This is a genomic window from Stenotrophomonas cyclobalanopsidis (assembly GCF_008710035.1).
GTDB lineage: Bacteria > Pseudomonadota > Gammaproteobacteria > Xanthomonadales > Xanthomonadaceae > Stenotrophomonas > Stenotrophomonas cyclobalanopsidis.
The window spans coordinates 26,312-51,131 of sequence record NZ_VYKI01000020.1 but is presented as its reverse complement, the minus strand read 5'-3'; the positions used below and the strand labels follow the sequence as shown (position 1 = coordinate 51,131).

General features: G+C 68.3%; 16 protein-coding genes. 7 read left to right on the top strand and 9 right to left on the bottom strand.

What is annotated here, in order from left to right:
- Positions 1 to 153: 153 nt before the first annotated feature.
- Positions 154 to 897, bottom strand: coding sequence for a FadR/GntR family transcriptional regulator (locus FJU31_RS14475; RefSeq protein ID WP_150455370.1), 744 nt, complete (start codon positions 895 to 897; stop codon positions 154 to 156).
- Positions 898 to 999: 102 nt separating this feature from the next.
- Positions 1,000 to 3,891 (bottom strand): TonB-dependent receptor, encoded by a 2,892-nt coding sequence (locus tag FJU31_RS14470; protein ID WP_150455369.1) that lies wholly within the window; start codon positions 3,889 to 3,891, stop codon positions 1,000 to 1,002.
- Positions 3,892 to 4,131: 240 nt separating this feature from the next.
- On the opposite strand from FJU31_RS14470, the gene FJU31_RS14465 reads away from it, so the two are divergent.
- From FJU31_RS14465 to FJU31_RS14445, 5 genes are read left to right on the top strand one after another with little or no spacing between them, the layout of a single operon-like run.
- The gene (locus FJU31_RS14465) at positions 4,132 to 5,571 is read left to right on the top strand and encodes a polysaccharide lyase 6 family protein (RefSeq protein WP_150455368.1); all 1,440 of its coding nucleotides are present in this window, start codon (positions 4,132 to 4,134) and stop codon (positions 5,569 to 5,571) included.
- Positions 5,568 to 7,796: an oligoalginate lyase gene (locus tag FJU31_RS14460; RefSeq protein WP_150455367.1), complete on the top strand. Its 2,229-nt coding sequence runs from the start codon at positions 5,568 to 5,570 to the stop codon at positions 7,794 to 7,796. The genes FJU31_RS14465 and FJU31_RS14460 overlap by 4 nt, the downstream gene beginning before the upstream one ends.
- Positions 7,793 to 9,097: an MFS transporter gene (locus tag FJU31_RS14455; RefSeq protein ID WP_150455366.1), complete on the top strand. Its 1,305-nt coding sequence runs from the start codon at positions 7,793 to 7,795 to the stop codon at positions 9,095 to 9,097. The genes FJU31_RS14460 and FJU31_RS14455 overlap by 4 nt, the downstream gene beginning before the upstream one ends.
- Positions 9,098 to 9,142: 45 nt before the next feature.
- A complete protein-coding gene (locus FJU31_RS14450) occupies positions 9,143 to 9,895 on the top strand; it encodes an SDR family NAD(P)-dependent oxidoreductase (protein ID WP_079222850.1) in 753 nt (250 codons plus the stop codon).
- Positions 9,896 to 9,913: 18 nt separating this feature from the next.
- Complete coding sequence (locus FJU31_RS14445) at positions 9,914 to 11,101, top strand: GDSL-type esterase/lipase family protein (protein WP_150455365.1); 1,188 nt, start codon at positions 9,914 to 9,916, stop codon at positions 11,099 to 11,101.
- A 309-nt stretch (positions 11,102 to 11,410) separates the two neighbouring features.
- Here the strand turns inward: FJU31_RS14445 and FJU31_RS14440 are convergent, their stop codons facing one another.
- From FJU31_RS14440 to nudE, 4 genes are read right to left on the bottom strand one after another with little or no spacing between them, the layout of a single operon-like run.
- A complete protein-coding gene (locus FJU31_RS14440; RefSeq protein WP_079222853.1) occupies positions 11,411 to 11,737 on the bottom strand; it encodes a YnfA family protein in 327 nt (108 codons plus the stop codon).
- Positions 11,734 to 12,567, bottom strand: a complete 834-nt coding sequence (gene mazG, locus FJU31_RS14435; RefSeq protein WP_150455364.1) for a nucleoside triphosphate pyrophosphohydrolase — start codon at positions 12,565 to 12,567, stop codon at positions 11,734 to 11,736. The genes FJU31_RS14440 and mazG overlap by 4 nt, the downstream gene beginning before the upstream one ends.
- A 13-nt stretch (positions 12,568 to 12,580) precedes the next feature.
- A complete protein-coding gene (gene cysQ / locus FJU31_RS14430; protein ID WP_150455363.1) occupies positions 12,581 to 13,384 on the bottom strand; it encodes a 3'(2'),5'-bisphosphate nucleotidase CysQ in 804 nt (267 codons plus the stop codon).
- On the bottom strand, positions 13,381 to 13,944 hold the full coding sequence (gene nudE, locus FJU31_RS14425; RefSeq protein WP_108769684.1) for an ADP compounds hydrolase NudE: 564 nt from the start codon (positions 13,942 to 13,944) through the stop codon (positions 13,381 to 13,383). Before nudE ends, cysQ begins: the two co-directional genes overlap by 4 nt.
- A gap of 77 nt (positions 13,945 to 14,021) precedes the next feature.
- Between nudE and bioA the strand changes: the two genes are divergently transcribed.
- Entirely contained in the window at positions 14,022 to 15,413 is a 1,392-nt protein-coding gene (gene bioA, locus FJU31_RS14420; RefSeq protein ID WP_223176415.1) for an adenosylmethionine--8-amino-7-oxononanoate transaminase, read from the top strand.
- A complete protein-coding gene (locus FJU31_RS14415) occupies positions 15,404 to 16,141 on the top strand; it encodes a 16S rRNA (uracil(1498)-N(3))-methyltransferase (protein ID WP_150455361.1) in 738 nt (245 codons plus the stop codon). Before bioA ends, FJU31_RS14415 begins: the two co-directional genes overlap by 10 nt.
- A 141-nt stretch (positions 16,142 to 16,282) precedes the next feature.
- Here the strand turns inward: FJU31_RS14415 and FJU31_RS14410 are convergent, their stop codons facing one another.
- From FJU31_RS14410 to FJU31_RS14400, 3 genes are read right to left on the bottom strand one after another with little or no spacing between them, the layout of a single operon-like run.
- Entirely contained in the window at positions 16,283 to 16,747 is a 465-nt protein-coding gene (locus tag FJU31_RS14410) for a chemotaxis protein CheW (protein WP_150455360.1), read from the bottom strand.
- Positions 16,744 to 18,096, bottom strand: a complete 1,353-nt coding sequence (locus FJU31_RS14405) for a chemotaxis protein CheB (protein WP_150455359.1) — start codon at positions 18,094 to 18,096, stop codon at positions 16,744 to 16,746. The genes FJU31_RS14410 and FJU31_RS14405 overlap by 4 nt, the downstream gene beginning before the upstream one ends.
- A complete protein-coding gene (locus tag FJU31_RS14400) occupies positions 18,083 to 24,790 on the bottom strand; it encodes a hybrid sensor histidine kinase/response regulator (RefSeq protein WP_150455358.1) in 6,708 nt (2,235 codons plus the stop codon). The genes FJU31_RS14405 and FJU31_RS14400 overlap by 14 nt, the downstream gene beginning before the upstream one ends.
- Positions 24,791 to 24,820 lie beyond the last annotated feature (30 nt).

Genomic DNA, 24,820 nt, shown 5'->3' with positions numbered 1-24,820 from the left:
TCGCGGGACCGTTGGCGCCATGGATGGCGCCATCGAGCCTCCAGGGACGGATTCACGGCGTGTCCCGCGAACCCAACCCGCCCGACCCAACACACAGACCCCGATGCATCAAGCGACCACCCCACGAGGGGCTGCGCCGTTGGCTGGAAACCCTCAGATGCGCGTGGTGGCCAGGAAGCGCTCGCGGTCCTGCTGGGTGCGCCGTCGGATTTCTTCCAGCGCCTGGCTTTCGGTCGCTTCCAGCATCGCCTCGAACAGGCGCTGGAAGTGGTAGCGCATGGCATTGCGCGCGGCCACCGGATCACGGCTGCGCAGCGCCTCGAAGATCGCCATGTGCTCGTCGGCGCGGCTGGCGCCGTCGTCGTGGCAGACCCGCGCGTAGACCTCGGCCACCCGCGGCAGATCGCTGCGCATGCGCCAGATCTGCTGGATGAAGTACTCCACCACCGGGTTGCCGGACAGGCGGGCGATGGTCAGGTGGAAGCGGCGGTCGAAGTCGCCGGCCTCCTCATCGGTCAGGTCGCGGCGGCACAGGGCCTGGGCCAGCACCTGCAGTTCGGCGATGCCGGCCTCGTCGACGTTGCTGGCAGCCAGCGCCGCGGCCTCGGCCTCGAACACCGCGCGGGCGGCAGTCAGATCGAAGGCGCTGACATCGGGCAGGCCACCGGCGGCCTGCGTCGGGCGCGGCTTGACGTACACGCCCGAGCCGATGCGTATGGCGATCCAGCCCTGGGCTTCCAGAGCGATCTCGGCTTCACGCACGGTCACCCGGCTGACGCCGAAACGTTCGGCCAGCTCACGCTCGCCCGGCAGGCGCGAGCCCGGCGGAAATTCGCCGTCCTCGATCAGCTTGCGGAGCTTGGCGGCGATGGTCTGGTAGAGGCGGTTGGCGGACATGCGGCTGACCCTTGGCGGTTCCCTCCAGGCCCGTCCCGGGCCACCGTGCGCGGTGCGGGTCCGGATGGAGCGACGGCGCGACCACTGGCCGCGCCGCCCTGTTCAGAACTTGTATCGTACACCGAAATACGCTCGCCGCCCGTAGGTCACCACTTCACGGAAATTGCCGTAAAGCGGCTGGTACGCCACGCGCGGTTCGTTGGTCAGGTTCATCAGCTCCAGCGACAGCGACAGCTGCTTGTTGACCTTGTAGCGCATGCGCAGGTCGACGCTGGTGTTGTCGTCGTAGTAGCGGTTCTGCTGCGCGGTGTTGCCGGTGAAGTCCTGGTAGTAGTGCGAGCGGAACTTGCCGATGGCCTGGATGTTGAAGCGGCCCACGTCCCAGTAGATGGAACCGGACAGCACGTGCCGCGAGAAACCGCTGAGACCGGCCGGCGGCACGATGGCCGGGATGACGGTGCCATCGGCGGCCAGCTGCTCGCCCAGTCGCGAATCCTGGGTCTCGTAGTCGGCATCGGCGTAGTTGTAGCTGACCTTGAAACCCAGCCCATCGAACGGCTTGGGCAGGTAGGACAGGCGATGGGTGACGCTCAGTTCCAGGCCGGTCAGGGTGCTGTCATCGTCGGTGGTCACCTGCTGGCGCACCGGCACGGTCACGGTCTGCCCGTTGATGGTGTAGGTCTCCGGCTCCAGCGCGGTGGCGGTGCCGCCGTTGAACTGCTTCCAGTACACCGCGCCGGCCAGCAGGGTGTCCGGGTTCGGGTACCACTCCAGCGACAGATCGCCGTTCCAGGACATCAGCGGCTGCGCGGCCGGGTTGCCGCTGGCGCTGATGTCGTCCAGCGCATCGGCCAGGTTGCCGTAGGTGGCATCGCTGCTGACATTGATGGTGCGGCCGGCACCGAGCGCCGCGATGTCCGGGCGCGACATCGCACGGTAGGCGCCGACGCGCAGCAGTACGTCCGGACGCAGTTCGAAGGCCGCGTTCAGGCTGGGCAGCAGCTTGTCGTTGCCGGCCTTGAACACCTGGGTGGTGTAGTTGCCGGTCGGCTGCAGGCGGATCGTGCCGTCGCCGTTGTCCTCGATCTGCAGGTCGGTGCGCACGCCTTCCGAACGTACATCGGTCTTGACCCAGCGCAGGCCGACGTTGCCGGTGACCGGCAGCCCGAACAGGCTGCTGCTGAACTCGCCCAGCAGGTACAGCGCGCGCGTTTTCTCGGTGATGTCGACGTTGTTGGGATCCTGGAAATCCGGATCCAGGCCGCTGTCGAGGCTGCCACGGAAGGACTGGTACAGGCAGTCCGGATCGAAGTAGGCCCAAGAGGAGATCGTGTTGCCGCTGGCGGCATCCATGAAATCGCTCTGCGGGAACGGTGCGCGGCAGGCCTGGTTGGCGGCGATGATCTTTGCCTTGTCGGCGGCGACGCGCTGGTCGTAGTCGGTCACCAGGGTATTGTCGCGCAGGCGGTAGTCGGCCTGGCTGGCGCGCACGCCGCCCTTGATGCGGGTGAAGAAGCCCGACTCCGGCATGAAGCTGGCGTCGAAGCGGCCGGCCTTTATCCTGTGGTCGTTCTCGGTCGCGCTGGAGGTGACGCGGGCCGCACCGGAGTACGCATCCCAGTTCTGCACGTTGAAGTTCGGCGCCAGGGCCACGCTCGGCACTTCGCCATGCCAGTCCCAGTCGTAGTCGACATAACCGGTGGTGCCGCTGCTGATGCCCGGCACGATGGCATTGTTGATGTCGCGCTGGTTGGCCCGCAGGCGGGTCATGCGCTCGCTGTCCAGGCGGTTGGTGTGCGAATAGGACAGATCGGTGGACAGTTCCCAGGCCGGGCTCGGGCGCACGATCAGGTTCAGGCCGCCACCGGTGTATTCCTCGCCGCGCCAGTAGCGGTTGGAGGTGGAATCGATCGAGGTACTGCCATGCAGGTGGCGGACGATGCCATTCTCGTCCACCTCGCGCTGGGTGATGCCACGGCGCGCGTTGGACAGGCTCAGGTCGCTGCGGTTTTCATACCAGTTGCGCTGGGTGTGCTCGAAGTCGACGTTCACTTCGACCACATCGTTGGGCCGCCACTGCACCGCAGCGAACTCGCTCTGGCGGTCGTTGCGTTCCTGCTTCAGGCGGTAGATGCGGCTGCTCGGCACCAGGTAGTACGGCGCACCGTTGGCGATGGCCTGCGCGCCCACTTCGGAACAGTTGGCGTTGGCCACGTTCTGGTTGCCATCGCAGGCATACCAGGTGGAACCGCTGGTGATGCTCTCTTCCGGGTCGGTGCCGTCCAGGCGCTGGAAGCCCAGCGAAACACCCAGCTTCTGGCCGTCGCCGAACTCGAACTGGTCGATGTAGCTGGCGGTGCCGCGGTAGCCGATGCCATCGTCATCGCGGTACTTCTTGTCATACTCGGCCCAGCTGCCGCGCAGGTCGAACTGCACCGAGCGCTTGCCGTATTCCAGCGGCTTGACCGTCTCCAGGCCGATGGTGCCGGCCACGCCGCCTTCGATGATGTCGGCGCGCTGGGTCTTGTAGATGGCCACCGTATTGATCAGCTCGGCCGGGAACATGTTGAAGTTCACCGAGCGGTCGCCGCTGCCGTTGGTGATCTCGCGGCCGTTGAAATTGGTGCTGCTGAGGAAGGCGCCGAGGCCGCGGATGGAAATCTCCGAAGCACCGGTCTTGTCGCGGGTCGAGGCGGCGCCGGTCAGCGTTTCGATCGCATCGGCCAGCGACGGCGCCGGCAGGTCGCCGATGTCATCGGCAGAGAGTACGTCGGCGACGACCGTGTCGTCGCGCTTCTTGTTGATCGAACTCTGCATCGATTCGCGGATGCCGGTGACCTGCACCTGGTCCAGCGTGGTGGCGTCCTGCCCGGCGCTGCCGGTGGTGGACTGTGCCTGCGCCAGCGGAGCGGCGGCCAGCGCGGCAAGCAAAGCCACGACGAGGGGGGTGGGTGACAGCGTGATGGTGCGTACAGCTCCGGCAGATTGCCGCATGGTTTCCTCCTCCCAAAGGATCGCCTGGTTGGCAGGCGTGGACGCAGCTTCGACATGCAGACACAGAAATGTCAACCAACTGGACTGGATTTTTCTTAATACCTTTGTTTCATACCACTTGGCCGTCATTAAATGTGCTGATGCAGCATGACTTTGCGCGAAAGCTGGCTTACAACAGGCCCCGCAAGTGGTATGCACACCCACCCGAAACGACGGCCCGGCCGTCCCTGGAAGGACTTCATGCGCACCGAATCGACTTCGTACCGCCCGTCCAACCGGTTTCCCGGATCATTCCTTGCAACTGGTCTGTCAATCTGCCTGACCACTTCGTCGGCACAGGCCACCAGCTGGCTGGTCTACGATGCCGCCGAGTTCACCACCGCCGCGGCTGCCCTGCAGCCCGGCGATGAAATCGTGCTGGCCGACGGCACCTGGACCGACACCCGTCTGTTGCTGAAGGGACAGGGCACCGAGGCCGCGCCGATCACCCTGCGCGCGCAAACCCCGGGCAAGGTGATCCTCAGCGGGCGTTCGGACCTGCGCCTGGCCGGCAGCTACCTGCAGGTCTCCAATCTGGTGTTCCGCAACGGCTACACGCCGGGCGATGCGGTGGTGGCCTTCCGCGAATCGAGCAAGGCGGTGGCCAGCCACAGCCGGGTGACCGGCCTGGTCATCGACGACTACACCAACCCCGATGCCAGCGACCAGGACTACTGGGTATCGCTGTATGGCAGCCACAACCGGTTGGACCACAGCCAGCTGCGCGGCAAGACCAACGCTGGCCCCACCGTGGTGGTGGTGCGCGATGCCACCCAGGGCCTGGACAACCAGCACCGCATCGACCACAACTGGTTCGGGCCGCGCCCGCTGCTCGGCGTCAACGGCGGCGAAACGATCCGCGTCGGCACCAGCGATACCTCGCTGAGCGATTCCAACAGCACCGTGGAAAACAACTGGTTCGAAAGCTGCGACGGCGAGACCGAGATCGTCTCCAACAAGTCAGGTGGCAATACCTACCGCGGCAACGTCTTCTATCGGTCGGCCGGCGCGCTGACCCTGCGACACGGCAACGGCAACCGGGTGCTCGACAATGTCTTCCTCGGCGACGACAAGGCCGGCACCGGCGGCGTGCGCATCATCAACGCCGACCAGACTGTCAGCAACAACTACTTCGAGCGCCTGGCCGGTTCCAGCAACCGCTCCGCGCTGGCAATCATGGACGCACAGGCCGATCCGCCGCTGTCCGGCTATGCGCCGGTGGTCAACGCCACCATCAGCCGCAACACCTTCGTGGATGTGGCGAAGATCAGCTTCGGCGTCGGCCATGACGTGGCCAAGGGCATCGAGGTGGCCGCGAGCAACAGCCGCTTCAGCGCCAACCTGATCGTCAACCGCACCAGCAAGAACCCACCCACCGCCGCCAGTTCACTGGCCGGCATCGCCTTCAGCGGCAACGTGCAGTCGCCGCAGGCAAGCACCGCGTTTCCCAGCGGCGTCGAAAGCCGCAGCGTGACCCTGCAGCAGGCCGCCAGCGGCCTGTGGACGCCCACCCCGGCCCTGCCCGCCACCGGTGCCGATCCGGCGCTGGCAATGACCGCGCGCGAGGCCACGGGGGTGGACTGGTATCCCAAGGTGGGCGAGGTTGCCCTGTCCCGCACCAGCACCGGAGTTGATCGATGAGGTTGCAGCCGCTGTTTGTTTCCCTGGCCCTGGCCGTCCCCTTTGCCCTGCTGCCGGCCGCACCGCTGCTGGCGGCCCCGGCCGCCGCCGCGCGCCAGGCCGACACCGCGCCGGTGCTGGTGACCGCTGCGCAGTGGCAGCAGATGGCCAGCGAAGGCAGCCGCTACCCGTGGTTCGCCAAGGAACAGGCGCGTACGGAAAAGTCACTGAAGAAGATGATGAAGGCCGGCATCGACGTGCCGGTGCCCAAGGACAAGGGCGGCGGCCGCACCCATGAACAGCACAAGCGCAACTACCAGGCGCTGCTGGCGGCCGGCACGCTGTATCGGCTGACCGGTGACAAGGCCTATGTCGACTACTCGCGCGACATGCTGCTGCAGTACGCCAAGCTCTACCCGACCCTGGGCCCGCACCCGGAAGGCCGCGGGCAGATTCCCGGCCGCGTGTTCTGGCAGGTGCTCAACGATTCGGTGTGGCTGGTCAACGCCATCCAGGGCTACGACGCGATCCGCGACGCGCTGTCCGCACAGGACCGGCAGACCATCGAGTCGCAACTGTTCCGGCCGATGGCCGAATTCCTGATCAGCGAGCCGAAGAACTACGACCAGATCCACAACCACGCGACCTGGGCGGTGGCCGCCACCGGCATGACCGGCTACGTGCTGCGTGACCAGGAACTGGTGGAGCAATCCCTGCGCGGCAGCCAGAAGGACGACAAATTCGGCTTCCTGCGGCAGATCGACCTGCTGTTCTCGCCCGATGGTTATTACGAGGAAGGCCCGTACTACCAGCGCTATGCACTGGCGCCGTTCCTGCTGTTCGCCAACGCCATCGAACGCAACGAGCCGCAGCGGAAGATCTTCGCGCGCCGCGACGGCGTGCTGCTGAAGGCCGTGGATGTGCTGGTGCAGACCAGCTACGACGGCCTGTTCTTCCCGATCAACGATGCGATCCTGGACAAGGGCATCGATACCGAGGAGCTGGTGGCTGGCATCGGCATCGCCTATGCACGCACCGGTGATGACCACCTGCTGTCGGTGGCCCAGCAGCAGAAACGCCTGCTGCTCTCGCCCGAAGGCCTGCAGGTGGCGCAGGCGTTGGCGGCCAACAAGGCCAAACCCTTCGATTACAAGCCGATGCTGCTGCGCGATGGTCGCGACGGCGACCGCGGCGGCCTGGCGATCCTGCGCATGAACGGCGAGGACGGCCAGGCGCTGGTGCAGAAGGACACCATGCAGGGCATGGGCCACGGCCACTTCGACAAGCTCAACTGGCTGTTCTACGACAACGGCAAGGCCGTGGTGACCGACTACGGCGCAGCGCGCTTCCTCAACGTGGAAGCCAAGCGCGGCGGCATCTACCTGGCCGAGAACCGCAGCTGGGCCAAGCAGACCGTGGCCCACAACACCCTGGTGGTGGACGAGCTGAGCCACTTCAAGGGCGACTGGAAACGCGGCGAGGAACATGCACCGCAGGTGCGTTTCTTCCAGGCCGACACCGATACCCAGATCGCCTCGGCGACCATGCGCGATGCCTACCCCGGCGTGGTGTTCACCCGCACCCAGGCGCTGCTGCGCCACCCCGAACTGGGCCTGCCGGTGGTGCTGGACCTGCTGCAGGTGCACGGTGACAAGGCCGCGCGCTACGACCTGCCGCTGCATTTCAACGGCCACATCGTCACCACCGGTTTCGAGGCCGAACACTTCACCAGCCAGCGCCCGGTGCTGGGCAAGGACAACGGCTACCAGCACCTGTGGCTGGACGCACGCAGCAAGCCCGGCAGCGAGCCGCGCACGCTGGCCTGGCTGCTGGATGGCCGCTTCTACACCTATCGCTTCGGCAGCAGCGCGCCTGCGCAGGCGCTGCTGGTGGAAAGCGGTGCCAACGATCCGGAATTCAACCTGCGCCGCGAACCGGCCCTGCTGCAGCGCGTGGAAGGCCAGAAGGACGTGACCTTCTTCAGCGTGCTGGAGCCGCATGGCGAGTACAACGGCACCGCCGAGTACGTGCACGGCGCCGACAGCCGCATCAAGGATATCGTGCGCACCCGCGGCAGCGATGCCGAGGTGATCGAGCTGCGCCTGGCCAGCGGCGCCCGCATCGCCCTGGGCGTGGCCGATGACAGCAACGCCAAGGGCGAGCACAGCGTGACCGTCGATGGCCACGCCTACCGCTGGAGCGGCAGCCACGCGCGCATGGACCGCAGCAAGGGTGACGCGAAATGAACGGCCCTGCGGTGTTGAGCCCGCTGCGCAAGGTGCCGGTGCGGTCGGCCGTGCGCTGGCTGATCGTCGGCCTGATCGCCGTGGCCACGGTCATCAACTACATCGACCGCAATGCACTGGCGGTGATGTGGCCGGAAATCGCCAAGGAAGTGGGCGCGACCAAGGATGACTACGCGCTGCTGGTGACGGTGTTCATGCTGTTCTACGCCGCCGGCCAGTTCCTGTTCGGCCGCCTGTTCGACATGATCGGCACGCGCCTGGGTTTCGCGCTGTCGATCAGCGTGTGGTCAATCTCCATCGCCCTGCATTCGGTCACCCATTCGATGCTGTCCTTCAGCGTGGTGCGGGCGATGCTCGGCATCAGCGAGGCCGGTGCCTGGCCGGGCGCGGTGAAGGCCAATGCCGAGTGGTTCCCGGCGCGCGAACGCGCACTGGCGCAGGGCGTGTTCAACGCCGGCGCATCAATCGGCGCGATCGTGTCCGCACCGGCCATCGCCGGCCTGTACCTGTGGCTGGGCTGGCGCGGCACCTTCGTGCTGGTCGGTGCCATCGGCTTCCTGTGGCTGCTGCCGTGGCTGTTCGTCTACCGCGCCGGCCCGGACAAGCACCCGTGGGTGAGCGATGCCGAACGCCGCCTGATCATGGAAGACCAGGCCGGGCAGCAGGATGCCGCCGCGACCAAGGTGAGCGTGCGTTCGCTGCTGACCCACCGGCAGAGCTGGGGCATGCTCGCCTGCCGCTTCCTGCTGGACCCGATCTGGTGGCTGTTCGTGTCCTGGCTGCCGATCTACCTGGCCGAGACCTTCGGCTTCGACATCAAGCAGATCGGCCTGTTCGCCTGGGTGCCCTTCGTGGGCGCGATGCTCGGCAGCCTCAGCGGCGGCTGGCTGTCCGGACGCCTGATCCGTGCCGGGCGGAGCGTTGACCGCGCACGCAAGCTGTCCATCACCCTGGGTTGCGTGATCATGGCCCCTGCCCTGCTGGGCGCGATGCTGGCCAACCAGCCGTTGTTCGCAGTGCTAGCGATTGCCGCGGTGCTGTTCGGTTTCCAGGTCGCCATCGGCAACATCCAGACCCTGCCGGGTGATCTGTTCGATGGCCGCTCGGTCGGCACCCTCGCCGGCCTCGGTGGCCTAGCTGCGGTGGCCGGCACGCTGATCACCACCTGGCTGGTGCCGGTGCTGACCCGCCATTCCTACGCTCCAATCTTCATCCTCGTCGCCGCGCTGGTGCCGCTGTCGCTGGCCGCGCTGTGGTGGTGGACCGGACCCATCCACAAGCTCGACCGCCGTGGCGGCTGAGCCTGCTTTTCCCTTCATTCCCCCGCAAGCCAAGGAGTTTCCCGCATGTCGTTCCAGGACAAGGTGGCCATCGTCACCGGTGGTGGCCGTGATATCGGCCGTGCCGTCTCGATCAAGCTGGCCGCTGCCGGCGCACGCGTCTGCATCAACTACGCCAACGATGAAGCCAGCGCCAACGAAACGCTGGCGCAGATCCAGGCCGCCGGTGGCCAGGCCATCGTGCACCGCGCCGACGTGACCGATGCCGCCGCCGTGGCCGGCCTCGTCGCCGCGACCCAGGCCGCGTTCGGCGAGCGCATCGACCTGCTGGTGAACGTGGCCGGCGGCATGGTGCAGCGCCGCCCGCTGGCCGAGATCGACCCGGCGTTCTTCCACACGGTGATGGACCTCAACCTGACCTCGACCTACCTGACCACCCACGCGGTGGTGCCGCACATGGGCGAAGGCGCAGCCATCGTCAATTTCGCCTCGCAGGCCGGCCGCGATGGCGGTGGCCCGGGCGCGTCGATCTACGCCACCGCCAAGGCGGCGGTGATGACCTTCACCCGCGCCATGGCCAAGGAACTGGGGCCGAAAGGCATCCGCGTGAACGCGCTGTGCTGCGGCATGATCGCCACCCGCTTCCATGACGAATTCACCAAGCCGGAAGTGCGCACCGCGGTCGCCGGCAACACCCCGCTGCGCCGCCAGGGCGTGCCGGACGAAGCCGCCGATGCGGCGGTGTTCCTGGCCTCCGATGCAGCGGCGTTCATCACCGGTGCGAACCTGGACGTCAACGGCGGCACCTACTTCTCCTGACCTGAGCGGACACCTGCCATGCAGCGCTGGATCACCCTGCTTTCGCTGGCCATCGGCGCTGCCGTGGCCGCACCCGTCGCCCAGGCCGCTCCGGTCTGGGTGACCGCCTGGACCGCCTCACCGGCACCGGACCGCAAGGACGGGAAGCCGGAGGCGCCGGTACAGTTCGCCGCGCAGACCGTGCGCCAGGACATCCGGGTCGGCAGCCGTGGCGAGGCGTTGCGCCTGCGCATCAGCAACGAGCTGGGCGATGCACCGCTGCACGTGGAGGACATCCGCGTGCGCCTGAAGGATGGCAGGGCTGCGGCGCTGTCGGTCACCGTCGCTGGCCGCCGTGCCATCGACGTACCGGTGGGTGCCGCGCTGCTGAGTGATCCGGTGGTATTGCCGGTGGGCGCACTGCAGGAGATCAGCGTGACCGCGTACTTCCCGCAGCCGGCCCGGCCGGCGGTGCGGCGTACCGTGGTGCGCGTGGTCGATGGCAGGCAGGAGGCGGTAGCCGACACGGTGCGCGTCAGCTACCAGCAGAATGTGTTTTCGGCGGTGATGGTGCAGCGTGAGCAGCGGCCGTCGGTCATTGTTGCGTTGGGTGATTCGATCACCGAAGGCGCGACCGCCACGCGCGGTTCGTTCAACCAGTGGCCGGAGCGGCTGGCGCAGCGCCTGCAGCAGGCCTGCCCGGACCGCTTCGTGGTGCTCAACCAGGGCATCAGCGGCAACAAGGTGCTGGACCATGGCCGCAGCCACAGTGCGCTGTCACGCCTGGACCGAGACGCGATCGCGGTGGCCGACGCCGACCAGGTGATCCTGTTCGAAGGCATCAATGACATCCGCCACGGCGGCGGTGCGCAGCCGCTGCCCGGGCGCAACGCACCGGACATGCTGCTGGGTTACCAGCAGGTGGCCGCGCGCCTGCACGCGCATGGCATCCGTGCCTACCTCGGCACGCTGACGCCGTTCGGCGGCTCCGAGCGCTATGAGCCGGTCTCGGCCACCACCCGTGCCTCGATCAACCAGTGGGCGCGCGGCAAGGACAGCGGCTTCGATGGGGTGGTCGATTTCGATGCGGCGCTGCGCGACCCGAAGCAGCCGGAATCGCTGCCGGCCAACATCACCCGCGACCACCTGCACCCGAACGATGAAGGCTACCGGCGCATGGCCGAGGCCATCGACCTGAAGATGCTGGGGTGCGAGGCCCCGCGCTGACGCGGTTTTGTAGAGCCGAGCCATGCTCGGCTGCCCGGGATTCGTGTAGAGACGAGCACATGCTCGGCTGCCCGGGATTCGTGTAGAGACGAGCACATGCTCGGCTGCCCGGGATTCGTGTAGAGACGAGCACATGCTCGGCTGCCCGGGATTCGTGTAGAGCCGAGCCCATGCTCGGCTGCCGTTGCTTCGTAGAGTCGAGCTTGCTCGACTGCCTCTGCCAAAAGCAGTCGAGCAAGCTCGACTCTACAGAAGATCGAAATCAGCCGAGCATGGCTCGGCTCTACAGGAAGCAACAGCCGCCGGGCATCACACCGGCTGGCGCGGCCCGAACATGATCACCGCCATGCCGGCCAGGCACAGGGCGGCGCCCAGCAGGTCCCAGCGGCTGGGACGGATGCCATCGACCAGCCACAGCCAGAACAACGCGGTGCCGATGTAGACGCCACCGTAGGCGGCATACACGCGGCCGCTGGCGGTGGGGTGCAGGGTCAGCAGCCAGGCGAACAGGGCCAGGCTGGCCGCGGCCGGCAGCAGCAGCCACACGCTGCCGCCCTTGCGCAGCCACAGCCACGGCAGGTAGCAGCCGACGATCTCGGCCAGCGCCGTCAGCAGGAACAGGGCGAGGGTCTTCACGCCTTTTCCGCGGCCTTGGCGTGCTGCCACAGCGCTTCCTGCGTATCCAGGTCCAGCGCGGCCAGGCTCTCACCCTGCGCGCCCGCCTGCGCTTCCATGGCACGGAAGCGGCGTTCGAACTTGTGGTTGGCAACACGCAGCGCCGCGCCCAGGTCGATGTCGGCATGGCGGGCCAGGTTGGCGCAGACGAACAGCAGGTCACCCAGCTCTTCCTGCAGCCGCGCCTTGTTGCCGGCGATGTCGCCGCGCTCGAATTCCTCGCGCAGTTCCTGCAGTTCTTCAGCGGCCTTGTCCAGCACCGGCAGCGGACCGGGCCAGTCGAAGCCGACCTTGGCCGCGCGCGACTGCAGCTTCACCGCTCGCTGCCATTCGGGCAGCCCACGCGAGATGCCGGCCAGCGCCGAGGTGTCCTGGTCGCCCTTGGCCGCGCGCTCGGCACGCTTGATCGCGTCCCAGTTGCGCATCACGCCATCGGCATCGTCCACGCTGACATCGGCGAACACATGCGGATGGCGGCGCTGCATCTTGTCGCTGATCGCGCGCGCCACTTCGGCGAAGGCGAACGCGCCCTGCTCTTCGGCCATGCGCGCGTGGAACACCACCTGCAGCAGCAGGTCGCCCAGTTCATCGCAGAGGTCGTCCAGATCGCCGCGGTCGATCGCATCGGCGACCTCGTAGGCCTCTTCTATGGTGTACGGGGCGATGGTGGCGAAGTTCTGCTCCAGGTCCCAGGGACAGCCATCCTGCGGATCGCGTAGGCGCGCCATGATCGCCAGCAGGCGCTCCAGTTCGGTGCTGGCGGCACTGCCGGCAGTGGGGGTGTCGCTCATGCGGGCTCCAGGGTCAGTCGGACAGCCAGTCCCGCCACGGCAGGCTGGTGTCGCCAAGGGCGATGAAATCGCCGTTCAGCAGGGTGCTGCGGCGGTTGTAACGGAACGGCTTGCCACTGCTCGCCGAGAGCACCGCGCCACCGGCCGCGTGCAACACGCACTGGCCGGCGGCGGTATCCCATTCGGAGGTCGGGCCCAGCCGCGGGTACACGTCCAGCCCACCTTCGGCGATGCGGCAGAACTTCAGCGACGAGCCCTGCGCCACCGTTTCGATCTCACCCATGCGCTCGAGCAGGGCGATGGTTTCCGGCGAGCGGTGCGAGCGGCTGGCAGCTACCCGCAGCGGCGCGGTAGCCGGCGTACGCGTGCGCAGCACGCTGTCGTGCAGGCCCTGGCGGCGGTAAGCCAGCTCGCCACGCATGGCGTGCCAGACGATGCCGGTCACCGGCGCCTGGACCACGCCGAAGGCCGGCGCGCCCTGGTAGATCAGCGCGATGTTGACGCTGAACTCGCCGTTGCGCTTGACGAATTCGCGGGTGCCATCCAGCGGGTCGACCAGCCAGTAGGCGCCCCAGTGCTGGCGCTGTTCCCACGGCACCAGCGCCGACTCCTCGGAGAGGATCGGCAGGTCGGGGGTGAGCTGGCGCAGGCCCTGCTGGATGACCCGGTCGGCGGCGAGATCGGCCGCGGTCACCGGGCTGTCGTCGGCCTTCAGGGTGACGTCGAAACCATCGCTGTAGACCTGCATGATCGCCTGCCCTGCTTGCTGGGCGATGGCGATCGTGGTCTCGCGCAGCTCGGTGGTCAGCTTGATCATCGGCGCCCCTGCAGCCACTGGCGCGCGATGAACAGCGCGGCCAGCGAGCGCCCTTCCGAGAAGTCCTCGCGCAGCATCAGCTGGTCCAGTTCGGCCAGCTTCCACGGCACCACTTCCAGCTCTTCCGGCTCGTCGCCGGCCAGCTTTTCCGGGTACAGGTCGCGTGCCACCACCAGCCACGACTGGTGGCTCATGTAGGTCGGGGCCAGGGTCATCGCGCGCAGCACGTCGACCTGGCGTGCGCCGTAGCCGGCCTCTTCCTTCAGTTCGCGGTCGGCAGCCTGTTCTGGCGTTTCACCGGCATCGATGCGGCCCTTGACCAGGCCCAGCTCGTAGCGGTGCACGCCGGCGGCGTATTCACGCACCAGCAGCACGGTTTCCTCGTCCAGCATCGGCACCACCACCACGGCGCCATGGCCACGGCTCACCAGGCGCTCGAAGCGCCGGTGTTCACCGTTGGAGAACTCCAGGTCCAGGTGCTGGCGCTGGAACGGGCCGTTCTCCTCGTCGGTGATCCGGTGGATGATCGGCAGGCGACGGCCGCTGCGGTCATCGTTCATGCGGAATCTCCGCGGCGGCCGGCGCGTGCGCCGGGGCCGATAGAATGTGCAGGCAGCAACATGTTCATGAGCCCGAAATGCTAGCAGACCCAACCCCCTCCCCGCTGGCCCGGCAGTGGCGGCAACGCGACCTGCAGGTGCTGTGGCACCCGTGCACGCAGATGCGCGAGCATCCGGACACCCTGCCGCTGGTGCCGATCGCGCGTGGCCAGGGCGCCTGGCTGATCGACCATGACGGCAACCGTTACCTGGACGCGGTCAGCAGCTGGTGGACGAATCTGTTCGGTCATGCCGAACCGCGCATCGGCGCGGCCATCGCCGCCCAGGCCGGGCAGCTGGAGCAGGTGATGCTGGCCGGGTTCAGCCATGAACCGGCGATCACCCTGGCCGAGCGCCTGCTGGCGCTGGCACCACGCCAGCCCGGACGCGCGCCGCTGGCCAAGGTGTTCTACGCCGACAACGGCTCGGCCGGGGTGGAAGTGGCGCTGAAGATGGCCTTCCAGTACTTCCAGAACCGCGGCGAGACCCGGCGCACGCGTTTCATCGCGCTGGAAAACGGCTACCACGGCGAGACCTTGGGCGCGCTGGCGCTGGGCGACATCCCGCTGTACCGCCGCGTGTACGCGCCGCTGCTGGCCGAGGGCCTGTTCGCGCCCTCCCCCGATGCCTACCTGGCCGAACCGGGGCAGAGCGCGGCCGACCGTGCGCGGCAGGCCGCCGATGGCCTGGCCACCCTGTTCGACCAGCACCCCGGCGAGATCTGCGCGGTGATCCTGGAACCGCGCCTGCAGTGCGCCGGCGGCATGCGCATGCATGACCCGGTCTACCTGCAGCGCGTGCGCGAGCTGTGCGATGCGCACGGCGCGTTCATGATCGCCGATGAGATCGCCACCGGCTTCGGCCGCACCGGTACGATGTTCGCCTGCGAACAGGCCGGGGTGATGCCCGACCTGATGTGCCTGTCCAAGGGCTTGACCGGCGGCTTCCTGCCGCTGGCCGCGGTGCTTGCCACGCAGGCGCTGTACGACGCCTTCCTCGATGATTCGCGCGAGCGCGCCTTCCTGCATTCGCACAGCTACACCGGCAACCCGCTGGCGTGTGCGGCGGCACTGGCCACGCTGGACATCTTCCGCGACGAGGACGTGATCGCGCGCAACCGTGGCACCGCCGCGGTGATGGCCACGCTGGCCGCGCCCTTCGCCGACCACCCGCACGTGGCCGATGTGCGCCAGGCCGGCATGGTGGTGGCCTTCGAACTGTCGCGCGACGGCAACCGGCGCACGCCGTTCAACCCAGCGCTGCGGCTTGGCCTGCACGCCTACAAGGCCGCGCTGAAGCGCGGCGTGGTACTGCGCCCGCTGGGCGACGTGCTGTACTGGATGCCACCTTACTGCGTGGATGACGAACAACTGGAGCTGCTGGCACATACCACGCTGGCAGCCATCGACGAGGCGATTGCATGCGCGTGACCCGCTGCCCCATCGACCTGGCGCTGCACAGCGGCCAGACCGTGACCCTGCCGGAAGAGACGGCCAACCACCTGGTACGGGTGATGCGCCTGCGCGAAGGCGATGCCTGCGTGCTGTTCAATGGCGATGGCCACGACTACAGCGCCACCCTGACCGTGGCCGGCAAGCGCGAGGTGCAGGTGCGCATCGACGCGGCGCAGGCGGTGGACAATGAATCGCCGCTGGCGATCACCCTGCTGCAGGGCATTGCGCGTGGCGAGAAGATGGACCTGATCCTGCAGAAGGCCACCGAACTGGGCGTCAGCGCCATCGTGCCGGTGAATGCCGAACGTACCGAGGTGAAGCTGGACGCGGCGCGTGCCGAGAAGCGCGTGGCGCACTGGAACAACGTGGTGACCTCGGCCTGCGGGCAGTCCGGGCGCGCGCGCATCCCGCAGGTGGGTTCGCCGCTGTCCCTGGCGCAGGCGGCGGCTGCGCTTCCGGCCGATACGCTGCGGCTGACGCTGGACCCGCAGGGGGTGCACCGGCTGTCGACGCTGGACGCCGCACCGGCGGGGGGCGTAGTCATCGCGATCGGTCCGGAAGGTGGCTGGTCACCGCGTGACCGTGACCAGCTGGCCGCTGCGGGCTTCCAGGGCCTGCAGCTGGGGCCACGCATCCTGCGCACGGAAACCGCCGGCCTGGCCGCGATCGCGGCGCTGCAGGCGCGGTTGGGGGATCTGGGGTAAGGGTCGGATCGCGCGACCGCTGCGATCGCCGGGCATGGCCCGGCGCTACCACCCGGAACCGAACCCTGTTACCGCTGCGCTCGCCGGGCATGGCCCGGCGCTACCACCGTCCGGTAGCGCCGGGCCATGCCCGGCGGATGGTCAGGCGGCCAGCGAATCCAGCGCCGATTCCAGCGCGTCCAGGTTCGGCAGCAGCGCGCTCTTTTCACCCAGCAGCACGCGCATGTGCACGATCTCCGGCAGGGTTTCTTCCGAAGCATCGGCCAGCAGGCCGTCGCGCGGCACCGAGATCAGCTGCGGGAAGTTCTGCGTCACCAGCGCGTAGTACGGGCGCTGCGCGTTGCCGCTGAGAGCCTTCAACACCACGACCTTGTTGTGCCCACCCACCACTTCTTCGCCCAGGCCGGACAAACGGGCGAAGGACAGCAGCGGCACCTGCCAGCCGTGCCAGGCGATCTGCCCGACCAGCCAGCGCGGCGCATCGGCCACCGGTTCCACCGCCACGCGCGACATCATTTCGGCCACCGTTGCATTCGGCAGCAGCACACGCTCGCCACCGGACTGGATCAGGACGCCACGGATCTCATCGTTGTTTGCGTAGCTCATGGCGTCTCTCCGTTGTCCTCGTCCACGGCCCAGCGCGCGGCGATGGCCTGCGCCAGTTCCTGCGGTTCACCGGCCACCATGCCAGCAGCGACCACGGCGGTTGCCGCGGCGGGGTCATAGCAGCCTTCACCCACCTGCCCTGCCACCCAGGCACCGGCCTCGGCCAGGTCCAGGGCCGGGCCGACATGGGCCAGGTCGGCGCCACTGAGCAGGACCAGGGCGCTGTGTTCGGCCGGCAGCGCGGCAATCGAGATACCCAGCGGGTCGGTCTGGAAATGCAGGCCATCGGCGGCGGCACGCACGCCGATGTCGTCGGACAGGATGTGGACCTCGCCCGGCGTCGCGCGGCGGCCGGCCTCGGCCAACTGCACCGGCAGCGGCGATACCCGTGCCATCTGCTTGACCAGGTTGCCGTAGCGGCCCCCGTCCAGGCGCATGTGGACCAGCACCGGCACGGCCAGCCCGGTCGGCAGCGCGCCCAGCAGGCGGCGCAGCGCATCGGGTCCACCGATGCCGGCCAGCACCAGCAGCGCCCCGGCGCGTGCACCGGCGGGCAGGCCGGCATCCAGGTCGACCAGGCTCAGGCGGCCGGTGTCGAATGACGGTGCGGCCGCCGGCCCGTCGCGCGTGGGCGCGGCGGCGGCCGGTGTGTCGGCGGCTTCGTCGACCAGCGACCAGGCAGTGTGATCGAAGGACACCGGAGGCGGCACGGGCGAATCGTCCGTTGCCGCCTCCACTGCATCGGCAGCGGGCTCCGGCGTCTGCGCCTGCAACGCGGCCAGGTGCTGTTCCAGCGACAGCGGTTCAGCGAACGTCGCCGGCGGTGCAGGTGTGGTGTACAGGCTGTCGGCCGGCACGTCGTCGGCCCAGTCCTGGGCCTGCTCCATGTGCGCGTGCAGGACCTCATCCTTCGGCGGTACCGGCGGCGGCGAAGGCCGGCCCGGTTCCAGCTGCAGGCTGGGTTCGGGTTCGGGTTCGTCTTCGGCGCCCGGCGGCAGCACCTGCTGGTGGCCGTGCAGCTTGGCCGACAGATGGCGGCCCCAGCGCTGCGCTTCCCAGCCGTCGCGACGCGCGGCCAGTTCGGCCTCGTCGAACACCAGGGTCAGGCCCGGCGCCGACAACGCGGGCTCCAGCCGCTCCAGCGCGTCCTCGATGGCCGCTTCCAGGGCGATCACCACGAACTGCGGATGCGCATCGGCCAGCGCCTGCGGCTCCAGCGTGATCGGGTCATCTTCCAGCACGATCTGCACATCGGCATGCGCCAGCGCCTCGCGCAGGCGCTCACGTGCAGCACCCGGGCGGGCCAGCAGGGCAACGGCCGGAACCGGATTGACGTCACTCACGGACACGGGCGATCCCCAGCAGGTCATACACGTTACGCATCAGGTCCAGCTCCTGGTATGGCTTGCCCAGGTAACGCTGCACGCCAATCTCGAAGGCGCGCTGGCGATGCTTGTCACCGCTGCGCGAGGTGATCATCACGATCGGCACGTCCTTGTAGCGCGGGTCGGCACGCATCGCGGTGGCCAGCTCGTAACCGTCCATGCGCGGCATTTCGATGTCCAGCAGCATCAGGTCGGGCACACGCTCTTCCAGCTGCTCGAGGGCCTCGACGCCGTCGCGGGCGACGCTGACCTCGAAGTTGTGGCGTTCCAGGATGCGGCCGGTCACCTTGCGCATGGTCAGCGAATCGTCGACCACCATCACCAGCGGAACCTGGCGCTCCTGGCGCGGCGCGTTGTCCTGCACCGGCGCGATCGGGTTGGCCAGATAACGGCGCACCAGTGGGGCCACGTCGAGGATGACCACCACACGGCCATCGCCGGTGATGGTGGCACCGTAGATACCCGGCACCGAAGCGATCTGCAGGCCGACCGGCTTCACCACGATTTCGCGGTTGCCCAGCACCTGATCGATCGCCACGGCGGCACGCAGGTCGCCAGCGCGGACCAGCAGCAGCGGCACCTGGTCCTGGCCGTCGGCACGCGCCGGGGCCTGGCCGACCAGGCTGCCCAGGTCGTACAGCGGATAGTCTTCGCCGCTGTAGCGGTAGCTGCTGTCGGCGGCTTCGAAACGCTCGCGCGACAGGCGGCCGATACCACTGACCGACGCCACCGGCACGGCAAACGTGGTTTCGCCGATCTGCACGAACACGGCCTGGGTGACGGCCAGGGTCTGCGGCAGGCGCAGGGTGAAACGCACGCCCTGGCCACGCACCGACTGGATGTCGACCGAGCCACCGAGCTGGCGCACTTCGTTGCGCACCACGTCCATGCCCACGCCGCGGCCAGCCAGCTGGCTGACCTGGTCGGCGGTGGAGAAGCCGGCGGCGAAGATCAGGCTGTCCAGCTGCTGCTCGTTCGGCGACGCATCGGCGGCCAGCAGGCCACGGTCAATGGCGCGGCGACGGATCGCCTCGCGGTCCAGGCCGGCACCGTCATCGGCCACTTCCAGCACGATTTCCGAGCCTTCGCGGTGCAGGCGGATGGCGATCTCGCCTTCTTCCGGCTTGCCGGCGGCGCGACGCTGTTCCGGTGCTTCCAGGCCATGGGCCACCGAGTTGCGCAGCATGTGCTCCAGCGGCGCGACCATGCGGTCCAGGACGTTGCGGTCCAGTTCGCCGTGGGTACCTTCCAGGGTCAGGTGCACCTGCTTGCTGGTGTCCATGCCGGCCTGGCGGACGACACGGCGCAGGCGCGGCACCAGGCCGTCGAACGGCACCATGCGCGCGCGCATCAGGCCATCCTGCAGTTCCGAGCTGACGCGCGACTGCTGCTGCAGCAGCGAATCGTACTGGCGCGACAGATCGTCCAGCACGCCCTGCAGGCCGCCAAGGTCGGCTGCCGATTCGTTCAGCGCACGGCTCAGCTGCTGCAGGGTGGAGAAGCGGTCCAGTTCCAGCGGATCGAACTTCTGGTCGGCCTGGTCCTGCTCGCGCTGGTAGCGGGCGACGATCTGCGCCTCGGTTTCCAGGTCGAGTCGACGCAGCTGGTCGCGCAGTCGCGCATTGGTGCGCTCCAGTTCGCCCATGGCGCCACGGAAGGCACCCAGCTGCTGCTCCAGGCGCGAGCGGTAGATCGCCACTTCACCGGCGTGGTTGACCAGGCGGTCGAGCAGGTCGGCGCGCACGCGCACCTGTTCCTGCTGCGGACGCGCCAGCGGATCTTCCTCGGGCGCGCCTTCCACGGGCAGCGGTGCCGACAGCGGCGCGTCGGCCAAGGCCAGCGGCGCGGTTGCCACCGGTGCCTCGTCAGCCTGGTCGGTGCTGGCTGCCACCGCCTTGGCAGCGGCGGCCGCATCGCTGCGGGTGCGCGCTTCAAAGGCGTCCACCAGATCCTGCGGCGGCTCGACCACGCGGTGGTCACCGGTGCGGGTCAGAAGCTGGTGCAGGCGATCGAAACCACGCTCCAGCAGCTGCACGTCAGGACGTTCGATTTCGGTGCGGCCAGCGGCCACGGCTTCCAGCAGCGATTCGATGCTGTGGCCGAGGTCGCCGATGGCATTGATGCCGGCCATGCGTGCACCGCCCTTGAGCGTGTGCAGGTCACGCTGCAGACCGGCCACGACCTCGCGGTCCTGCGGTGCATCGCGCAGTTCGCTGATCAGGCCATCGCAATGGTCGAGCAGGTCCTTGCCTTCCTCGACGAAGATGTCGACCAGCTCACGGTCGTAGACAGTGAAGTCGAGCTGATCGGCTTCGGCTTCGACGGACTCGGCTTCGATGGCTTCCGATTCAACGGCTTCGGCTGCGATGGCTTCAGGTTCAACGGCTTCGGCTGCGACGACCGCGACTTCGGCGGCGTCCTGGCTGTGGCCCGGCGCCTCTTCCATCTCGAACAGACGCACCGGTGCGGCTACCTCGGCCACCTCATCGGTCGACGGGTCGTCAACCAACACGTCGTCATTCACCGTCGCCGGGGACGGCAGGTCGGCGCTCTCTCCTTCACCGACCGCCGCCTCCCCGCCGACGTCCGCATCCTCGGCAAAGGCTTCCGCCTCGCCCGGCGCGAGTTCGCTGGCCTGCAGACCGAGCACGGGCCACTGGCCATCCTCGTCCTGCGCCTGTTCGTCCTCGATCACGTGCAGGCCGGCTTCGAGCGCGGCCTCCAGCGTGACCGGTTCTGCGAAGCCCGGCACAGCCATTTCATCCTGAAGGCTGGTTGCGTCGCTGTCGAGCGCCAATGCCTCGATGTCTTCGTCAACCGCTTCTACGACCGGCGCCTGCGGCAGCGGGCTCAGGTCAATTGCGTCATCTTCCGCCGCAACTCCGGCGTCTTCCAGATCACGGTCATCCACCGGCAGCGCGCTGGCGTCCAGGTACGGCGACAGATCGTCGACGGCGGTCAGGCCGGCGGCGTCCACATCGATCGCAACTGGCGCGACTTCAGCGGTGTCCTGGTCGGCTTCAGCGGTTTCAGCAACGCCATCGGCTTCGATGCCTTCAACGGCAGCGTCCGCTTCGATCACCGTCGGCAGCGAGACAGCGGCCTCCGGCATCGACGGCCAGCCGGCGTCGAAGTAGCGCGACAGGTCTTCGCCCCCCGTCAGTTCGGCAGTCTCCAGGCCGGCCTCGGGCACGGCGGCGTCAGCAGACGCTTCAACATTGGTCGCGACCTCCGCTTCAACCTCGACATGGCGCTGCACATCGACCACGTCGATGTCGGCGGCACTCGCCTCGGCCTCGGCCTCGGCTTCGGCTTCGTCGAAATCTTCGTCGTCCATTTCCAGACCGACCATCGGCCAGCGCGCTTCCGGCAGTTCACCGGCCAGCGCCTGCAGGCGCTGTGCCAGCTCGGCCTGCGGCACGATGCGCGGCTGTTCGGCCTGCAGCGCGTCCATGGTGGTGCTGATCGCCTGCGCGGTGGCTTCCAGCGCACCCAGCGCCTCGGCACCCGGCACCACTTCGGCGGCCAGCGCACGCTTGATGTAGGACTCGGCGGCACCGGTAACGGCGGTGATCTCCGGCACTTCGGTCATCGCGAAGGCGCCGTTCATGGTGTGCACGGCGCGCAGCAGCGCATCGTTCACCGGCTGCTCGGCCTGCTGCGCCGACTGCAGCCACTGCTGCAGGGTCGCCAGGTGGACTTCCACCTCGGCTTCCAGGATCTCGCGCAGCACGCTGTCGATGTTGGCTGGCGTACCGGCCAGCTCGGCCACGGTGTCGGCGGCAAGCGCCTCTTCCACGGCAGCGGCGTCGTCCAGCACCGGCACGTCGGCCACGGCTTCGGCCGGCGCCACCGGCTGCGGCGCGGCGGCCACCGGCAGCGGCACGTAGAAGGTTTCCTCACCGGCGGCAACGCGGTCGGCGATGGCCTGCATTGCCTGCAGGTCCACGGTGACGCGCTGGCCATCGCGCAGCGCGGCATTCAGCTGCGGCAGCGCGGTGTTGGCATGGTCGACCATCGCCAGCACGGCCGGGCTGGCCGCACGGCTGCCATCGAGCACGCGGTTGAGCATGCCCTCGATCTTCCAGGCGAACTCGCCCAGGGTGCGGGCGCCGACCAGGCGGCCACTGCCCTTGAGGGTGTGGAAGATGCGGCGGATCGGACGCAGCCGGTCCATGTTGTCCGGCTGCATGCGCCAGGCCGGCAGCAGCATGGCGAGATTGCCCATCTCGTCATCGAACTCTTCCAGGAATACCTCGCGGATGTCCTGGTCGATGTTCTCGGCATCGTCGTCGAAGCCCGCCTCGAAGCCGGTGGCTTCGGCAGCCACGGCAGCGACGTCCGGTGCCGGGGTGGCCGGCGCGGCCTGCGGATTGAACTCGGCGGCAGCCGCACCCAGTTCGGCGAAGAACTGCGCATCGGCCTCGCTGAAATCGATCGGCGCGATGGTATCGACATCGACCAGGGACACGGTCGCGGCAGGCGCGGCGGCAGTGGCCAGGACCTCGTCCGCGCCGGTCTCGGCGGCGGCCAGGGCCTCTATCATTTCAACCGGTGCCGCTTCGGCAACCACATCGGCCAGGTCGATCTGCTCGACCGGCTCGATCGTCGCGGTGGACTCCAGCTCCAGTACCTCGACCGGCGCGGCTTCAACGGCGTCGGCGATCTCAAGCACCGGCAGCTCCGCGCCGTCTTCCTCGTCCAGCGACAGCGTTTCCATCGCCTGCAGCGACAGCACGTCGTCGGCGTTGTCCAATGCGCTGTTGTCGAAGTGGAACACCACCTCGTCGGCCAGCACGGCCGGGCCATCATGCTCGGCAGCCACCGGATCGAACCCGGGCACGGCCGCCAGCTCCAGCGAAGCGCCTGCGGCGTCGTCCAGCGCGGCAACGCCGAAGTCCTCGACGCTGTCTTCCAGCACCAGCGCGTGCCCATCATCGGCCTGCGCCGCTGCGACGTCGGACAACGACCACTGCGCGGCCACGTGCTGGGCCGCGCCGTTGTGTTCGAAGCTGACCGGATCGAAGCTGTTGAAGGTCGGCGCGAGCTCATCGGCGACGGGGGCGGCGTCATTGCCACCCAGCTCCCACTGCGGCACGCTCGGCACCGGCGCGGTGGAGGCGGCGAACAGCAACGGTGCCGGTTCGGTCTGCTCCGGCGTGGATGCGGCGATGTCCTGCCCGCCCAGCGCGCCGAACATCAGGCTGTTGTCGGCCAACGGCGCAGCCGGCAGCGGATCGAAGGTGAAGTCCGGCAGCAGCGGCGGGATCGCGCCTGGCGCCGGTGCGGCAGGCTGCACGGCGATCTCCACCGGCTCCAGCTGCAGCGCAGCGGCGGCCAGCGGCACGCTCTCGCGCTCGATCGGCTGCAGCGGATCCGCGTCGCCCCCGGTCTCGGCTGCGGTGCTGCTGCGCTCGGGCAGCGGCCAGTAGCGCAGGGTTTCCAGGCTGCTGCGGGTGATGTCGAGGATGTCCTCGCGACCCGGGCGGCGGTCACGCAGCGCTTCCAGGTAGTACTCCAGGCTGGCCATGGCATCGGCCAGCGTGTCCAGCTGGCGGCCACTGGGCACGCGCTGGCGGCCGATCAGTTCGGCTTCGATATACTGCTGCACGCCGCGCAGGTAATCGGCGGCGGTGCCCAGGTCGAGCATGCGCAGCGCACCGGACACGTCGCCCAGCAGGCGCGGTACGTCCTGCAGTTCGGCGTGGTTCCAGCTGGTTTCGATGAAGGCAACGAAATGCTCGCGGGCAGCAGCGAAATTGGCGATCGCCTCGTGCGCCAGCACTTCCACCGTGCGCCGGTTCTCCACCGCGCCCGGGTCATCCTCGCCACTGCCGCCGGCGCCCAGGTGGGCGACCTGGTCGTCCAGCGAAGCATCGACGTACAGCAGCGCGCCGGCGATATCCAGCAGCATGTCTTCGTCGATCTGCTGGCGGCCTTCGACCACGGCCAGCAGCGCATCGCGCTGCTGCGCGACCACGCCGCGGGCAGCGCCCAGGCCCATCATGCCCAGCGTGTCGCCGACCGCGCCCAGCTTGGTCACCTGTTCCTGCAGCTGCTGCGACGCACCGCCGGTACGCAGGTGCAGGTCCAGGGCATCCTTGACCTGCAGCAGTTCTTCCTTGACCGCGCTGCCGACAGTATCAAGCAGCTCGCGGTTGCGGCCGCTCAGACTGCCACGGGCGTGGTCCAGTTCGGCCTCGGTGGCGCTGACGCTGTCCGGCGCGAAAGCGAACAGCACGCTGTCATTGACGCCTTCTTCGCCACGCGCGGCACGGATCTCGTTCAGCAGCGGCATCAGCACGATCGGAATATCGCGGTGGCCGTTCTGCAGGCGTTCCAGGTAATCGGGCAGCAGCACGCTGCCACGCATCAGCGTGGCGCAGGCTTCATCGCGGTCGGCCACGCGGCCTTCGCCGACGGCCACGGCCAGCTGTTCCAGTTCCTCTGCCACCATCGCCGGGGCATACAGCTCGACCATGCGCAGGGTGCCCTGCACCTGGTGCAGGTAGCCGGCGCAGATGCGCATGCGGCTGCCGTCAGCCGGGTCCTCGGCGAAGTACTCGACCTCGTGGCGCACCTGGCGCAGGGTCTCGTCCAGCTCCGGCTTGACCCAGCCCAGCGCTGCATGGCTCATCGCATCGCGCAGGCTGCTCATGGACGCGCTCCGGTCGCCACCGCGCGGAGG

Bases quoted from the DNA above. Each gene is read 5' to 3' on its own strand.
- FJU31_RS14475 (WP_150455370.1), bottom strand. From the start codon at position 897: ATGTCCGCCAACCGCCTCTACCAGACCATCGCCGCCAAGCTCCGCAAG.
- FJU31_RS14470 (WP_150455369.1), bottom strand. From the start codon at position 3,891: ATGCGGCAATCTGCCGGAGCTGTACGCACCATCACGCTGTCACCCACC.
- FJU31_RS14465 (WP_150455368.1), top strand. From the start codon at position 4,132: ATGCGCACCGAATCGACTTCGTACCGCCCGTCCAACCGGTTTCCCGGA.
- FJU31_RS14460 (WP_150455367.1), top strand. From the start codon at position 5,568: ATGAGGTTGCAGCCGCTGTTTGTTTCCCTGGCCCTGGCCGTCCCCTTT.
- FJU31_RS14455 (WP_150455366.1), top strand. From the start codon at position 7,793: ATGAACGGCCCTGCGGTGTTGAGCCCGCTGCGCAAGGTGCCGGTGCGG.
- FJU31_RS14450 (WP_079222850.1), top strand. From the start codon at position 9,143: ATGTCGTTCCAGGACAAGGTGGCCATCGTCACCGGTGGTGGCCGTGAT.
- FJU31_RS14445 (WP_150455365.1), top strand. From the start codon at position 9,914: ATGCAGCGCTGGATCACCCTGCTTTCGCTGGCCATCGGCGCTGCCGTG.
- mazG (WP_150455364.1), bottom strand. From the start codon at position 12,567: ATGAGCGACACCCCCACTGCCGGCAGTGCCGCCAGCACCGAACTGGAG.
- cysQ (WP_150455363.1), bottom strand. From the start codon at position 13,384: ATGATCAAGCTGACCACCGAGCTGCGCGAGACCACGATCGCCATCGCC.
- nudE (WP_108769684.1), bottom strand. From the start codon at position 13,944: ATGAACGATGACCGCAGCGGCCGTCGCCTGCCGATCATCCACCGGATC.
- bioA (WP_223176415.1), top strand. From the start codon at position 14,022: ATGCTAGCAGACCCAACCCCCTCCCCGCTGGCCCGGCAGTGGCGGCAA.
- FJU31_RS14415 (WP_150455361.1), top strand. From the start codon at position 15,404: ATGCGCGTGACCCGCTGCCCCATCGACCTGGCGCTGCACAGCGGCCAG.
- FJU31_RS14410 (WP_150455360.1), bottom strand. From the start codon at position 16,747: ATGAGCTACGCAAACAACGATGAGATCCGTGGCGTCCTGATCCAGTCC.
- FJU31_RS14400 (WP_150455358.1), bottom strand. From the start codon at position 24,790: ATGAGCAGCCTGCGCGATGCGATGAGCCATGCAGCGCTGGGCTGGGTC.